The organism is Pseudomonas sp. B21-048 (genome assembly GCF_024748615.1).
Classification (GTDB): domain Bacteria; phylum Pseudomonadota; class Gammaproteobacteria; order Pseudomonadales; family Pseudomonadaceae; genus Aquipseudomonas.
Genome location: NZ_CP087168.1, coordinates 3,361,005 through 3,376,039, shown reverse-complemented (window position 1 = coordinate 3,376,039; position 15,035 = coordinate 3,361,005). Strand labels below are relative to the sequence as shown.

At 56.8% G+C, this 15,035-nt stretch carries 16 protein-coding genes and 1 pseudogene; 5 read left to right on the top strand and 12 right to left on the bottom strand.

The features are described 5' to 3' along the window. Positions 1–17: 17 nt before the first annotated feature. Complete coding sequence (locus LOY56_RS15705) at positions 18–350, bottom strand: cupredoxin domain-containing protein (RefSeq protein ID WP_258615388.1); 333 nt, start codon at positions 348–350, stop codon at positions 18–20. Beyond that, a complete protein-coding gene (locus LOY56_RS15700) occupies positions 351–881 on the bottom strand; it encodes an iron transporter (RefSeq protein ID WP_258615386.1) in 531 nt (176 codons plus the stop codon). A 223-nt stretch (positions 882–1,104) separates the two neighbouring features. Between LOY56_RS15700 and LOY56_RS15695 the strand changes: the two genes are divergently transcribed. Continuing rightward, positions 1,105–1,329 carry a DUF3079 domain-containing protein gene (locus LOY56_RS15695; protein WP_258615384.1) on the top strand — a complete coding sequence of 75 codons (225 nt, stop codon included), beginning with the start codon at positions 1,105–1,107 and terminating at the stop codon, positions 1,327–1,329. A gap of 446 nt (positions 1,330–1,775) precedes the next feature. Here the strand turns inward: LOY56_RS15695 and LOY56_RS15690 are convergent, their stop codons facing one another. From LOY56_RS15690 to LOY56_RS15650, 9 genes are all read right to left on the bottom strand, one after another. Beyond that, positions 1,776–2,471, bottom strand: coding sequence for a trans-aconitate 2-methyltransferase (locus tag LOY56_RS15690; protein WP_258622694.1), 696 nt, complete (start codon positions 2,469–2,471; stop codon positions 1,776–1,778). 742 nt (positions 2,472–3,213) lie between these two features. Further along, on the bottom strand, positions 3,214–3,702 hold the full coding sequence (locus tag LOY56_RS15685; protein ID WP_258615383.1) for a hypothetical protein: 489 nt from the start codon (positions 3,700–3,702) through the stop codon (positions 3,214–3,216). A gap of 35 nt (positions 3,703–3,737) precedes the next feature. After that, the gene (locus LOY56_RS15680; RefSeq protein ID WP_258615381.1) at positions 3,738–3,938 is read right to left on the bottom strand and encodes a hypothetical protein; all 201 of its coding nucleotides are present in this window, start codon (positions 3,936–3,938) and stop codon (positions 3,738–3,740) included. A 169-nt stretch (positions 3,939–4,107) separates the two neighbouring features. Beyond that, positions 4,108–5,460: an MFS transporter gene (locus tag LOY56_RS15675; RefSeq protein WP_258615379.1), complete on the bottom strand. Its 1,353-nt coding sequence runs from the start codon at positions 5,458–5,460 to the stop codon at positions 4,108–4,110. A gap of 9 nt (positions 5,461–5,469) precedes the next feature. Further along, the gene (locus LOY56_RS15670; protein WP_258615377.1) at positions 5,470–5,817 is read right to left on the bottom strand and encodes a DMT family protein; all 348 of its coding nucleotides are present in this window, start codon (positions 5,815–5,817) and stop codon (positions 5,470–5,472) included. Between the two features lie 64 nt (positions 5,818–5,881). Further along, positions 5,882–6,568, bottom strand: a complete 687-nt coding sequence (locus LOY56_RS15665; RefSeq protein WP_258615375.1) for a hypothetical protein — start codon at positions 6,566–6,568, stop codon at positions 5,882–5,884. Positions 6,569–6,737: 169 nt separating this feature from the next. Continuing rightward, entirely contained in the window at positions 6,738–8,069 is a 1,332-nt protein-coding gene (locus LOY56_RS15660) for a sigma-54 dependent transcriptional regulator (protein WP_258615373.1), read from the bottom strand. Beyond that, on the bottom strand, positions 8,054–9,196 hold the full coding sequence (locus tag LOY56_RS15655) for a PAS domain-containing sensor histidine kinase (RefSeq protein ID WP_258615372.1): 1,143 nt from the start codon (positions 9,194–9,196) through the stop codon (positions 8,054–8,056). Before LOY56_RS15655 ends, LOY56_RS15660 begins: the two co-directional genes overlap by 16 nt. Positions 9,197–9,772: 576 nt before the next feature. Continuing rightward, on the bottom strand, positions 9,773–10,966 hold the full coding sequence (locus LOY56_RS15650) for an IS4 family transposase (protein WP_258622692.1): 1,194 nt from the start codon (positions 10,964–10,966) through the stop codon (positions 9,773–9,775). A gap of 494 nt (positions 10,967–11,460) precedes the next feature. On the opposite strand from LOY56_RS15650, the pseudogene LOY56_RS15645 reads away from it, so the two are divergent. The 4 genes and pseudogenes from LOY56_RS15645 to LOY56_RS15630 form a co-directional block, all read left to right on the top strand. Continuing rightward, a pseudogene (locus LOY56_RS15645) lies at positions 11,461–11,568 on the top strand (IS5/IS1182 family transposase); the annotation flags it as partial. 894 nt (positions 11,569–12,462) lie between these two features. Next, positions 12,463–12,822, top strand: coding sequence for an amidohydrolase family protein (locus tag LOY56_RS15640; protein WP_258615369.1), 360 nt, complete (start codon positions 12,463–12,465; stop codon positions 12,820–12,822). Continuing rightward, a complete protein-coding gene (purN, locus tag LOY56_RS15635; protein WP_258615367.1) occupies positions 12,819–13,448 on the top strand; it encodes a phosphoribosylglycinamide formyltransferase in 630 nt (209 codons plus the stop codon). The genes LOY56_RS15640 and purN overlap by 4 nt, the downstream gene beginning before the upstream one ends. Then, positions 13,429–14,637, top strand: a complete 1,209-nt coding sequence (locus tag LOY56_RS15630) for an MFS transporter (RefSeq protein WP_258615366.1) — start codon at positions 13,429–13,431, stop codon at positions 14,635–14,637. Before purN ends, LOY56_RS15630 begins: the two co-directional genes overlap by 20 nt. On the opposite strand, the gene LOY56_RS27050 is transcribed toward LOY56_RS15630, so the two are convergent. Further along, positions 14,632–14,952, bottom strand: a complete 321-nt coding sequence (locus tag LOY56_RS27050) for a LysR family transcriptional regulator (RefSeq protein WP_408980340.1) — start codon at positions 14,950–14,952, stop codon at positions 14,632–14,634. The genes LOY56_RS15630 and LOY56_RS27050 overlap by 6 nt on opposite strands. Between the last annotated feature and the right edge of the window lie 83 nt (positions 14,953–15,035).

Sequence of the window (15,035 nt, the reverse complement as noted above, 5' to 3'; positions counted from 1 at the left end):
AAATTCCATGCGCTCAGTTATTTCGCGAGGATGCCGCCCTCGGGCAATTGCGGATTGAACTCGTCGAAAAAGGGGTAGTGACCGGGCCTCAGGGGGTGAATGACCACGAAGGTCGTCACGCCCGGCGACAGGACTTTTTCAACCCGCAACGGCGTGCTCTCGAACTCGGCCGGACCTTGGCCGACGTTCTTCAGAATGATCTTGAAGCGCTGTCCGGCCGGCACCTCCAGCAGGGCCGGCGTGAAGTGGCCATCGCGCAGGCTCAGTTCAAAGCTGGGTAACTGGGCAAAAGCCGTCACCGGCACAACGGCTCCGGCGAGGATCAGCCAGGCAATGCGCAGGCGCTTCATTCAATAGCCGCCTTTTTTACCGATGCCGGCGTAGATGAATTCGTAGTGCAGTTCGCAGCGTTCGAACCAGGGGGCGACACCGGTTTCCTTATCAGTGTGGCGCCCGAGGGAGCCATGACCGCCCGGCGGCAGGACGGTGAAGGTCAGCTGATATTTACCGGGACCCAGCAGCTTCACATTGTCGCCATAGTGCGGACCGTCATTGGCCACCATGGCGTGGAAATCGCCTTTGATCTCGGGGTCGCTGCCTTGTTTTTTCAGGTTGAAAGAGACGTTCAGGTAGGGCACGAAACTGCCTTCCTGAAAGCCCTGCCGATTGTCCGCGGTGGCCCGGATGTCAGCTTCCAGATGGACGTCGGAATCCGCGGTGGCGCGCATCATTCCCGCAGGTGCCATTTCGATTGGCTGCAAATACACCGCCCCGACTTCCAGCCCGGGACACGACTGTGGTTCCCCGATCGGGTATTCCTTGGCGTGAACCAGCGGCGATAGCAAGAGCAGGGCGAGTGATAGCGAAAAAGGGGTACGCATAATAGCTTCCTGAGCACTGACGAGTAGGAGCCCGAGTCTAGGAAGCTTTGCTGCGAACAATAATGATTGTTATCAAGTTTTGAGCAATTAAATCGATGACTCTTTATGTTGAGGCGTGTTCGGGATGGCGCACGGTTAGATGCCGATTCTTGATATTTATCAAGGCGAGTGTTGCGCAAGGGCTGTAGGTTACAAGAACGCCATTCAATGATCGGAGGTCGGCATGGCCAAGAACTTCCCCGTCAACCCCAAGCACCCCGAGCGGATCTGTTGGGGCTGCGACCGGTATTGCTCGGCAAAATCCCTCGCATGCGGCAATGGTTCCGACCGGACAATGCATCCGGCGGAGCTGTTTGGAGAGGATTGGAACCTGTCTGGCGACTGGGGCATTGAGGCGCCCATCATCTCAGGCAAGACGACAGACAAGACGGCGGATGACAGCGCGTAGAAACTTCATCGCGTCTTTCTGTTCTTCGGGTATGCGACTTCCTTGCCTGCCGATGATCGGCAGGCTTCATGGTTGGGTGAGAGAAACGCTTAAAGGAAAAGGTGCTCTGGATAAAGCGTCTCGAACCCCGTTGTTTTTGACGTCGAATCTATGCAAATCCGAGAAACGACAGAATAACCACGACAATCACAACGACCCCGACGATGTAGATGATGTTGTTCATGAAATCCACCTCTCGACCTGAACAGGATTTGCGACAACAGGGTATTGCCAATACAAGGTACTGCACCTTTGGCCGCAATTCCATTAGGCAAAACGCCGGTTTGCATACAGTTCGGCAATGGCACTTATCTGACGTTAGACTTTGCTTATGGCTATCTCTGGGACTCAAAAACCTCGGTACAGCAACTCCGGCAACTATCCCGAGGGGGCGTGAGTTCCGCCTGTCAATCAGCACCCACTGCCGCGAGTACTTTCGCGGGCTCGGCCACCAACAGCAACGACTGCGGCATGGGACTTTGCGGGTGCTGTGGTTCCTGCAGGCCGGCCAGCCGAAAACCGGACATGTCCAGAGCCTTGAGCCAACTGGACAACGTTCGCAAGTACCACGGCATGGGTTGCCACTGCCCCTTGAACCCTGCGAAGGTCTCCTCCCGCCAACCATCCTGATAGTCGCCCGCCGCCGCGGCCCACGGATGCAGAGTCTGGATCACCAGCGCGCCGCCGGGGGCGAGCAGGGCGTTCATGGCGGCGAGCAGCGGGATGATGTCCTGCTGCAACAGGGCGAAGTTGGCGCAGATCAGGTCGTAGTTGCTGCCTATGTCTAACTTCGCCTCCACCAACTCTTCATAGCTCGCCAAATGCACCCGCGAAGAGCCCGCCGCCCGCGCCGCCTCGACCAGCGTCGCATCGCCATCCACACCGACCGCCGTGATGGTCCGTTCAGCCAGCGCACGCAACAGCCAGCCCTCGCCGCAGCCCAGGTCGAGCACATGCTCGGGTTGGCGGCCGAGTACCGCCAGCAGGATTGCCTGGTCGGTGACCTTGCGGCGGCTTTCGATGGTGCCGGTGCGGATGGCCTCGATCCAGGAGTGGGCGTTGTGGTGCCAGCTCTGGAGAAGGGTGGATTCGGGGACGGGCATTTCGATGTCCGGAGTCATGGGGTAGATGGAAGGATAGGACAATGCTGGGGGAGTGGACGTTGTCGATGACGCTTTGCCTGCGTTCGGTCGAAGATGGTTGAAAAACTGGCTGCTGGGCGAAAAGTAATACTTCATCCAGAGGGGGTGAAGTATGGGCTGGGAGATTTTTCCAAACCCCAGAAACGACAAAGCCCTGAGTAATCAGGGCTTTGTTGTATCAGGAGGGCGGAGACGATCGGATTCGAACTCATGGACCTGTTACAGCCGACGGTTTTCAAGTCCGATATTCAAGGCCGCTTAACTGTTCTTGGCGTTTTAGCGCGGGCGAGGAGACACGGACGGGCTCGACCATCTCCCCATATCCGGCGCGTCCATCTCTGCCTGAGTGCAACCCAAGCGCTTCGCTCGTTCTTGGGTCGACCAGATTTCGCCGCCCCAATCTACGGGTCTGCCCTGTAATCTGAGAACGAACTTCTGGCCTTCGATTACGTTGCTCGTTCCCGCGCACTCCCAAACGCGCTGCTTTTCAGAGGTGGGCATGGGCGCATCCAGTGTCGCCTGAGCACCCTCGGAAAGCTGGAGAGGCTTGCCGGCGCAACCGGCAAGGGCAAGCGCGAGTAGTACCGGGGTGAATCGCATTTAAAATCCTTTTAATGTGTTTGTATGCTTTCGAAGCCGTACAACCTCAGGGTTGCTCAGCCTCAGCACTTTCAATGGCATCCAGTGATCGGCGGACAGCTGATCATTTGGCGGGTTGAGATTTTAACTGCTTCATCGACCATCGCACCACATCCCTGCCAGCATCGTCACCAGAGGCCCAAACCGAGGCGGAAACGAACTCCACGACCAGCTCGTCGCCGTCAAAGCGCCCGTTAAAGGTTTGAGTGGCCGTGGCTTGAAGAATGCCCTCACTGCTTCGGTTGACGAAGTACCGCTCGCCCTTTAATCGGTCCCCCTGGCGCGTGTATAGGGTCGGATTGTCTACCCCGGGATGGTCGTGGGTGTAGTAGGCCCATCGCTTCATGACAACGTCCTGAGTTTCCGTGGTTCGCCACCAGATGAAGTGACTATCATCCTTAAAGTAAATATAAACGTGATATCGATAGTGATCGGGATCTTCTTTTTCAGCGTACCAAAGCCCATCGGGCACCTGGTAGCTTGGGGCTGTGGCGCAACCTGAAAGGAGCAAGCCCATAAAGAGCGAGAGAAGTTGCTTTTTCATAAATTCCATTTCAACACCCAGCCTTCAGCCGGGACGTGTACGTTTCAATGAAGAACCCTGCGGCTCTCTCCAATCCTGATCCGATCGAGCGCCCTGTTTAACGCATCCAAGGCATCGAGGAGGGCTTTCGCTTCAGTCTCCCGACCATCGCCCCAGAGGCGTTCAGCCATTTTGTTCAGCGCCTGGATAGAGCGCTCAATGTCAGCAGCCGTCGCTGCTTTGCTTTCCTGGTGTTTCTTTGGCATTGATCAACCCTTCTTCAGGGCGTTGCTTCATCAGCTTCCCGCGAATACAGCGCCCACCATAACATGTGTCCGATGATACTGATCTGCTGCTCCTGCAACCGGTAGCAGCCCTTCACGATGGGCAACTATCGACCCACTGCTTAAACCCGCGCGAGCAGCTTGGGCCACGCTAATTGTTGTCATGGTGATTTCGCTGAGCAAACCGTCGTCGGCTTTGATGTCCCCTCCCAAGGCTCTTCAAATTATCGAGAAGAGCATCCCTGCGCCTTGCGAAAAGAGGGCTCTCCAAGCTATTCGGATGCGCTCGGGAGGAGATGCCAAAGCGATAGGTAAGTAGCCCGATGGCGGCCACGATGCCCAGAGCGACGAAGGCTGTGCTATAGCCGAAACGATGCGCGATCCAACCTGCGAGTGCGTGACTCATGGCCGCGCCTATCCCTTGGATCGCCATCACCGCACCAAGCCCTGCATTGACGTGTCCAGTGCGCCGCAGGATGCAAGCGACAAGCCCAGGCAAGGCGACTCCCAGCAGCCCCGCCCCGATTCCGTCAAGGGCCTGTACCGGAATCAGTGCCCACGGGGATTCCCAGAAACCGGCGATCAGCCCTCGAAAGGGCAAGGCCAACAGGGCGATAATGATCAGCCCCCGATACCCGTGCCGAGAGGCATACCATCCGGCCCAAAGCGCCACAGGAATCATGACTAGCTGCGCCACGATGACGGTCGATGCCGTGAAAATGCTGGGGTCCGCCAGCCCACGCGTGACGATCGACTGCGCAAACAAGGGCAGCATCGCGGCATTGCCCAGGTGGAACAGCAGCATAGTGATCGCGAGCAGGCCCAGCTCGCGCGAGTCCGTCAAAACCCGCAATATGGAAGGCGAGGGACTGCTACCTTGCGCAGGCTGGTTGGAAGTGAGCCCACCCCCACGTGCCCGCTCATGATTGATGTCTTGTGGATGGATCTTCCACAAACAAGCAAGAGCCGCACACGCCATCAGGGCCATCAAAACGAATACAGCTGACAGCCCCCAGCGGTAGCCGGCCAGCCCGGCTAATGCAGCCGCGACTACGTTGCCGGCATGGTTCCAGGCCTCGTTGATGCCGAGCTGCCGAGACAAGTCTCTCTGATCAACGATGCCCAAAGTGATGCCCATGATACCGGCGCCTATCAATGCGCCCACAGAACCGGTCACCACCTGAGAGGCGACAGCGACGCCGAACGACGGCGCCGTCCATAGAGCCGCCGTGGCGAGGGTGAGCACAATAGTGCCACTTGCCAGTAGAAGTCGCTTATGGCGCGAAGCGTCGATCCAGGCCCCCATCGGCGTGGTCGCCAGCATGCCTGCGACGCCGCCGGCGGCCATCACGTAGCCGATGTCATCGGCTCGCCAGCCGTGACTGGCCAGAAGTATACCGAGGAAGGGCCCCAAGCCGTCACGGACGTCGGCCAGGAAGAAGTTCAAGCCGGACAGCCAGCTCCGCGAGCGGGCGTGCCCCCGGGGTATGGAAAGCGTTGCCATCGTCATCTCCTAGTGCAAAGGGCCTTTGAATACGAAGAAGGCGCCCAGGCAGATGAAACCGAAGCCCACCAGATGATTGAGCGTGAGCCGCTCGCCGAGATAGACGACGGAAAAGAAGGCAAAGACAACCAGCGTGATGACCTCCTGCATCGTCTTTAGCTCGGCAGCGCTGTAGATGGAGTGACCTATCCTGTTGGCAGGAACCGCGAAGCAGTACTCTGCCAGGGCGATCAGCCAACTCACCAGGACCACCAGGTAAAGCGGCCGGTCTCCGAACTTGAGGTGGCCATACCAGGCCACCGTCATGAAGGCGTTGGATACGAGAAGCAGGGCGATGGGCAAGATTTTGGGAGGCATGGGGAAATTCCAATCAGCGCAAATGCGACGGCCTGGCCGGGCTCAGGTGCACAGAGGCACATCCTTACGGCGCGCGATCGTAGAGCGGCTGCAGGGTAGACAGAGTGGTGCCCATGCTGACGGCTTCCAAAGCGGTGCCAAACGCATTGCGCGTGCCGAGCCCGGATGCCGCGAACGGCGCGCCCGTTTGTACGGAAAGACGCAGGCTCTCTGGCGGGAAACGAACGATGCTGCCATCGCTCAGGATGACTCCGTTAGCCTCGCCCCGCGGACCAGTGAGCACAGTCTCCACGTGGCCTTCCACCTGCTGGGGCTGCAGACGCTGGGCGCGCAAGTTGGGTGGCAGGACTCGGCCTTCGCCAACCGGCGGCGGCTGGTCGTACACGGTGCGCCCGCTGTCAGCGTGGACGATGGCGTCGGCCTTGACCGTGCCCCGCGCTTCCTCCCGTCCGATGATGCGGACGGCGTCCCCCACCTTGACCGTGGCCGTGAGCGCATCGGCCCTGTGCGGTGGAAACTTGGCAATGGTTCCGTCGCTCAGGCGCAGGCCGTCGACCTCACCGTAGGGATTGATGAGCATCCGCTGGACCTGGCCTTCCACTGCGTACTGGCCCATCAGGCCAGGGGCGTCCACCTCTTGATGCGATGTCGGAGGCAGATGGGTGGGCGGGCCGGGCGGCATGGCATGTGCGCTGAGGCTGCACAGGCCGAATGCCAGCGCAGCAGACGTGGCGATGAAATGCATAGACATTGGAGAAGCTCCTTGGGTTGGGAAAAAACACCCAACCTGAGGTGCAAGCACCATGCCCAATAATATTTACATTTAAATCAATGACTTGTGATCGAGATGGGTGATGTTTCGTCCGATCCCGTGACGCCAGGGTGTCACGGAATCGGACACCGGCTTGCATGCGAAGGCGTTAGCCCAGATCAAACTCGGCCAGCTTGCGATAGAGCTGCTGGCGAGACAGACCGAGACGCCGCGCCGCCTCCGCGCGGTTGCCGGCCGTCGCAGCCAGGGCACGCATGATCATCTCGCGCTCCAGGTGGGCAACGGCTTGTGCCATAGGAGCCTCCCAATCGATGTCCAGGTCCGGGGTGGGCGCAGCCGACGTCTGCAACCCGATGTGTTCGACATCGATGACCGGGCCATGGCTGAGGATGGCCGCGCGCTCCATGGCATTGCGCAGCTCGCGCACGTTGCCGGGCCAGGTGTGGGCCAGCAGCAGCCGAGCTGCCGCCGCGCTCAACCGCTTGGGCGAGTCGCCGCCCAGCAGGCGCAGAAAGTGCTCAGCCAGCAGCAGCACGTCGCCCAAGCGTTCACGCAGCGGCGGCAGCCACAGTGGCACCACCTGCAGGCGGTACCACAGATCTTCCCGGAAGCGCCCCTCCTTTACCGCGGCGGGCAGGTCTCGGTGCGTGGCCACGACGATGCGCACGTCCACGGACTGGACGCGGTTAGCGCCCACGGGGGTGATCTCGCGCTCCTGCAGCACCCGCAGGATTTTCGCCTGTGTGGGCAGCGGCATGTCGCCTATCTCGTCGAGGAACAGGGTGCCGCCATTGGCCTCGCGAAAACGTCCGGTGCGTTCATTGACGGCACCGGTGAACGCGCCTTTGACATGACCGAACAGCTCGCTTTCCATCAATTCGGCCGGGATCGCGGCGCAGTTCACTGCGACGAAGGGGCCGGTGGCTCTACCGCTGTTGCGATGCAAGGCGCGCGCCACCAGTTCCTTGCCCGTGCCCGTCTCACCGAGGATCAAAGCGGTGGCATCGGAGTTCGCGGCCAGCCCGATGCGCTTGAATACCTGGCGCATGGCCTCGCTGCTGCTGACCAGTTCGGTGCCATCCACAGGCTCTCTTGCGGCAGGCGATGCCCCTGGGGGGTGGGCTGCTTGCCGCAAGGCCTGCTCGAGCGTTTCGACCAGGGCGACCCGGGTCACGGGCTTAGTCAGATGGTCGAACGCTCCCAGGCTCATCGCCTCGATGGTGTTGCCGCCACTCGCATAGGCGGTGAGCATGATGCAGGGCACCTGCGAGATGCGCGCCGCACGGCGCAGGAACACCAGGCCATCCTCTCCCGGCAGCCGCAGGTCGACGATGGCCGCATCCACGTCCTCGGTGCGCAGTCTGTGCAGGCCCGCCTCGGTGGTTTCAGTCTGCAGCACCGTATGGCCCAGGTCCTGAAGCACTTCTGCAAGGCTGTCGCGGAACGCGGCGTCATCGTCGACAATCAGGATTCGGGCCACGGTAGCTCCATCTCTATGCGGGTTCCCTTGGCCGACTCGGCGAGACCGACCCGTCCGCCGTGTCCCTGTACGATCTCGCGCACCAGCGCCAGCCCCAGGCCGGTACCTCCTGCGCGAGTGGTGGCGAAAGGCTCGAACAGCGTATCGCGCAAGTCGGCCGGAATGCCGGAACCATCGTCCGCCACCCATAACAGCAAGGCGCCACGGCGCGCGCGATGCGCACCGAGTTCGATTTCACCGCGTTCTCCCGTGTGCGCCATCGCATTGAGCAGCAGGTTGTCAAAGACCCGCGCCATTTGTGTCGGGTCGAACAGCGCAAGCCGCTTCGCGCTATCGACCAGCTCCGGTTCAACTGCCAGTGTGATTCGTACGCCATTCTTTTGCGCCGCTTCGGCGTGGGCATTGCGCCGCTCCTCCAGCCATCCCTGCAGGTCAACCGACTGGCGCTCGGCGCGGAACGGTTGCGTCAGCGCCAGCAGGCTCGACACCAGTGTCTCCAGGCGTGCCGTTTGCGACAGTACAGCCTCCAGGGCGCCAACCACCCGGGCTTCGCGCCGGTCGGCCGGCGCAGCCATCGCGTTTTCCACCTTCATACGCATTGTGCCCAAAGGGTTGCGGATCTCGTGCGCGAGCCCGGCGGAAACGCGCCCCAACGTCGCCAGACGTTCGGACTGGGCCAGTTGCTCTCGCAGATGGGCGGACTGGCGCTGCCAACGCGAAATCATCCAGCCCAGCCATGCGCCGGAGACCACGACCAGCGCCAGTAGCAGGCTCACCGCGAGGATCAAGGTGTTGACCGTTCCAGTGGCCAACAGCGGCACGCGCATCAGGGTCCAGGCGATCAGGCGCCGGTCATTGATCGCCACTGGGCATGCGGCGAACGCCACGGCTTCGCGTAAACCCGGTCGGACATCCACCACGAGGCCTGCGGAATCCTGAGCGCGCTGGGCCGTGGAGGCAATGCGCTCCAACTCGGCACTCGGCGGATCGCGCTTGATTCCCGTGCCATCGTAGGTTGGGAAAGCGTAGGACACCACGCCCGCATCCGCTCGCCAGAAGCCGCCCTCCATGCCCGGCTGATCGCGCAATACCAAATCAAGCACCGCCTGCGCTGCAGCCGGTCTCATGGGATAGGACTGATCGTCCGCAGAGGGGAGCTGCTGGCGAACGCGTGCTGCACCCGCTTGCAGCGCCTGGCAACTGGTCGAGGTGAGTTGGCGCGCATGCGCAATCTGCGGGCCGGTGCCTTGGCGGCTAAGCATCAACAGCAGCCAGCCCAACACAAGAGCAACTGCAGCAATGGAAAGCCACAGGATCAGCAGATCACGTCGAACGGAGGGTTGCAGCGACAGGTCAAGTTTCCTTTGGTGTGAGGCACCACTGGTGAATCGGTGGGCGTTTTGATGGCAACCTTGCCAGATGGGACATTGCCGTGCAAGGAAGCGGTCGGTTAGCTGGCTGTTTCATAACCAAGCGTGACTTGGTTGTGTTGACGACAATGCCAGCCTACGTGTCGTTGTTGAAGTAAACGGGGATGTAGGAAAAGCAGCCATGCAGACAGTCCAGATTCATTCGAGGAAGAGCGGTCAGAACTCACGTTCCAGAGGAGTAGGTATGAACAGGAATGAATAGAGAAATGTTGACTGGGCAGGGATAGGGTGCGACTGGAAATCGTGATCTGTCCCTGAGGGATCCCCACAAATCTACTCCAGAGCCTGCGCCTGTTGATGTACCTCGGCTCGCAACGCGCGCTCAAGTCTTTCCAAGGTTTTTCGAGAGTTTGAGCCGCGTCCGCTGCGCCAGTATTCCAAGCCCAGTCGCCACAGCGACAACACCCGCCGGCGTTTAAGGCTACTGCTTTGAAAACGATGTTCATGACCCGCTTCGCGGGCCTGCAACCCCGTTAAACAAATGATGTAATTGGCCAACGCCGAGATCAGCAAAAGCACTTCGATTCGGCGCGGACAGCGACTCCGGTGGCGAGTCACGCCAACGCCAAAGTGCTCGCTTTTTACATCCCTGAAGCCTTCTTCTATCTGCATACGCTGCTTGTAAATGGCCACGATTCTCGATGGATTCCATTGATCCTCCGGTAGGTTGCTGGCCAATAACCAAGGTTCTCGTTCACGATTGGCCGATTGCCTGCTGAGTTTGTTTTTGGCGATTGAACCGGTGACACGCTGATGTTTGCGACCCTTTGCCGAATGCCTGACGCAGTACAAATGGATGAAGTGCGGAGCGCTTTGGGTCATCTCGATCCGACCCAGTGATTTCGGTGAGGACGACGCCAGGGCGTAGAGGTTTTTAACCGGCAGCCAAGTGTGTGCGTCGTTGCGGTAGAGGTCCCGGTTACGCACTCGCCCCACGTAATACCAGTCTTGCGCCTCGACGGCTTTGATCCATGGCCGGCGAAAACCTGCATCAGCTACAAGGATCGGAACGCAGTTTTTGGGGAGCATTTCGGCCAACGTTTGCAGCAACCGTTTTTGATATTTCGGACAACCCTCGCGCTCATGAACGCTTTCGTAAATCGGGAACGAACGTCCCGCCAAAGGAATGGCTGCACGCAACAAAAAGAACTCTCCAGCCGCATCGATCGGCGACCAATCGACCAGGATCAACGGATGCCTCAGCGACCCCAGCAAGGCTCGCAACATGACCCAGTAAAACAGCGAGCGCTCGGTTTGCAGATGCCGATTACCCAGCAACCGATCGACTCGTTTGATGGCGTGTTTGGGGTAGGCCTTGCCTGACATGAATCGGCCAAGCCCCGTCAGAGTGAGCCGACGTCCTTGGAGTAATGCGCTGACACAACACATCAATGTTTTCAGACGACGAGAATGGACAGTGGGAAGTGCTTGGGCGAGCGCGCTGTGTAAGAATCGGATGGCCTGCATGGGGTCGGTGTCTTGTTTTTGTGTGGTGCAATACAAGTTGCCGACCCATGCAGGTCTCTTCAATTCCCAACTTCTTGATTTATTGTAAGAATAATCGGGGATTTCTCAGGATCTGTCCCTATTTTTTTACACTCAGTCAAACCAACGGGTGCAACCCATGTTGGAGCATCAAAGGTTTTGATTGTCGAGGTGCCGTTTAAAAGCGCCGATTGCAGTACCCATCAGTGGGCCCATCACCGGGTCGGTGGCAATGCCCTCGACGCCATCGCTATTTGTTCAGGCGCAGGATCAGAGGTTCAAGCGCGGGGCGCTTGTCCTTCCATTCCTCTTTCGTTATGCCGAGGAGTATCACGTCAATCCGGCTTCCGTCTTTTAGAATGTTCTTGCGTCGAACACCCTCGAGCTCAAAGCCAAATTTTTTGCATTAATGGAGTTCAGTGAAACAATACCAATGGCCTGCCCATCGCTGATGGCTACGAACACCTCTTGGCGATCCAATGCGAATGATGAAGCGAAAGTCAAAACTGGGCTGGCCGAAGCCATTTGGTCGGCCCAAATACCGGCAACGTAACGTCATCAAGCGCACGTTCGGTTGGCTAAAAGCACACCTCTATGTGGTGAGGGGTAGGCCAAGCGGACCCTCGGTCGTTTCTTTGCTTTCCGTGCCAAGGATGCTTTTTCCTTAAAAAATTTTACAAATCAAGTAATTACAAAATTATCAAGAGAGAATAAAAAATCTGTATTGCGATACATGTCTGTATCATTTATCGTTCTCCAACTTATTTTAGAAAGGATTTTAAATGAGCGCTTTTCTCATGGAAGTTTCCCGCCCCCTCGTCCCCGCACTGCCAAGCAAACCCCTGATGAACAGATTATGGAGCTGATTCAGATGTCTGATTTGGACGGTTTTTTCTCGAAAAATAAGCTCGCGAAGTAACGCTGATAGAGCTTACTACACAGACCATCGAGTTAGCATTTTCGAAAGGATGCGAAGCAAGTAAGACGGCGATTCACTCAATCCTGTTCGAGATGTATCGTCAACACTCGGTCACTCCGATGTCACCAGCATCAATTAATCAATTCAACCGTACTTTGATTCGGATCAAAACCCTCGTCGAGCGTCACTGGATTGAGCAAGAAAAAAATGCAAGTGGCAAGAAATGGTATTGATTATGGGAGGGGTTTTTCCAGCTTTCTGAAGCAGGTCTGGCTGTATCACAGGGCGTCACGGCATGAGTTATTCGACTATCTCGCCTTGGAAGCGAATGAGCAACAGCTTTGCTACTTTTTTAAAAGCAATAGTGCTTTAAATTTGCACTTTTTTAACATCTTAGCTATGGCTCTTCACGGCTCGGAGCTAAGTGCCAGAGGGGAAATCACACAAATCTGTGGGATGAGATCGCGCATGGCCGCGATCACCTGCCACAGGTTAATTTATATAAGAATTTATTGGTGCGACGAGGTATTCCATTACCGGTAAATCACTTTACATCACTGTGTCACTGGTAAGGTTTGGTTGGGCTTATCATCATGGCCCAGATAGCCTGGATAAAAAGCCAAGCGCACGTGAAACTCTAAAAATGCTGACTTCCTCAGGAGCTCGCGCGCTTGGATTGAAGGACGTAGGTGAGTTGCGCGTAGGCTTTCTTGCCGATATTGCCTTCTACGATAGCGCCAACTTTTCTGATCATTACTTGGATAATCCAATTTCTTTTTTGAACATGATCCACAAGGAGGATCCGGTGCGGGTCATGGTGGGTGGTACCGTAATTTTTGAGTTCGGTGAGTTTGTATGCCACTCACTGGTGGACGTGCGATCCACTTTTTCCAAATTCAAGGAGCATGTAGTCGGATGAAAAAAATAGCTTTTTTATTTTCAGGCCGTGGATCATTAATTGACGCGGTAAAAAATGGGATCGAAGAGGCAAAACACGCTGCCAGGCTTGCATTGGTCATCACCAATAATGCTAGTTTCGATGCCGGGGCCGATACCCGATTTTCCGATGTGAAGGTTAATAAAGTAATTCATTCGGATTATCCGAGCCGTGCGGAATTCGAACGGGAAATCGCAATATTGCTGGAGGGCGCACAGATCGATGTGATCGTCTTGGGAGGCTTTCGCAGGATATTTTCGTCTGAGTTTGTTAGTCGGTTTGGCAGTAGAACCATCAATACACATCCATCTATCCTACCGGCTTTTCCGGGCGACAAGGCCCAGCGCCGGGCTCTGGAGGCAGGTGTAAAGATCACGGGGGCCACGGTTCACTTTATCAATGATGAAGTGGACGCAGGACCTATTATTGATCAGGGCACAGTTAGAATAACCTCACAAATGACTGAGGCGATGCTACGCGAGGAAATCATTTGCGTAGAACAGAGTATTATTTGTACAGCTGTTGCGGGCCTCATTGATGAGCAGATTTTTGTTGAGCAGGGCCGAGTCGTGAACAAAGGAGTGCGCAATGGGCTTCCAGAATCGTAATTTCTTGCCCGCAGTGGTCGTCGCTTCAATGCTATTTGTGGCCATCACTAGCCTAGGGATATCTGTGGCTGTACTTCCACCCTATATCAACAAGGTGTTAGGGCTGCCTGGTAGCTATGTCGGTTTGATCGTGGTGATGGAATCAGTCGCGACGTTGTTATCCCGGCCGTACGCAGGCCGATTTTCTGATCGGCATGGTCCAAAGCGAGCAATGGTCACTGGTCTACTGCTCCTCTTCGCTGCCGGTACAATATGCTTCATTCTGATTGGCCAGAGTGTATTGTCTGCTATGCCTGTCTTTGCCCTTGTATGTTTTAGCCGGTTATTAATGGGCGTGGGAGAAAGCTTGGTGTTTACCAGTAGTGGAACTTGGCCAATCGGTTTGATAGGGCGTGAGCATGCTGGGAAAGTTATGTCATGGGTCGGTGTCGGTATGTTCCTCGGACTCGCGATTGGCAATTATATCGGCGCATATTTATTTCGTGAGAACTCTGTATTGCTATCAACGTTGATCATGTCATGCCTCCCGTTTTTTGGTGTCATGGTGGTGTTGTTTGTCGAAGATGCTAAGGTGCCCGGCGAGCCGATGAGTATCTCGACTTGGACGGCAATACGTGAAATATGGCGACCTGGCTCAGGTTTTGCGCTGGGCAACGTTGGTTATGCATCAATAACTTCGTTTTTGTTATTGTTTTTGATGGAGAAAGGATGGCAGACAGATGCGCCGATGATTTTGGCGTTATTTGGTGTGGGTTATGTCGTCGCGCGACTAATGCTTGGAAAAAAGGCGGATGCCTATGGATTAAAAGCCGTATGGATATCCTTGATTATCGAATCACTAGGCCTTTTGCTGGTGGCCACTGCGCCCCAGATTGATGTAGTGATGCTGGGAGCGTTTATGACGGGTCTCGGATTGTCGATGGTCTATCCGTTATTGGCATTACCGGCCATTAAGAGTTTGCCAGACACTAATATCGGGCTAGCGCTTAGTACGTACGAAGCTTGTTTCGATATTGGCATTCTTCTGGCTGGCGGCGTAGGAGGGCTCTGCGTGAGTCACTTCGGATATGCGTCAGTGTTTTATTTTGCGTCAGGTTGCGCTGTTGTTGCCATGTTTAGTTCTTGGCTCGCCTACCGCCAGCTGCAACGCGCGAGCGTTGAGGTGAACCTGATTAAGTTACAGTCATAAGTACGCACCGGGTTCGCCCCAGCGGGCACAGCCCCCCATGTTGAATACTGCGTTGGCTTCGGCTCTACGCTGCGTAGGAACGCGGTCAGCAATAAGGGGCAGTCCACCTAACTGGCCCAAGCCTTGACCGGTGCCTGCCAGCAGAGCGGAACGATCAGCCATGGAGTGGAACCGGTTTCCAGCGCAATCCACACGAAAATCAGCTATTCGGCGAGCCACAGTCGCGTGCTCCACCCCCAGCGAGCGAGCCGCAGTGGCTAAGGAGCCCTCATGAACAAAGGCAAAGAAAAAACGGAGGCTGTCCCAGTCAAGCATATTGGTCATCAGGAGGTAGTTAGCAGTGGCTGAAGCCCAAGATCGGACCGAAGGCCAACATACAGATCGTGGAAGTGACGCAA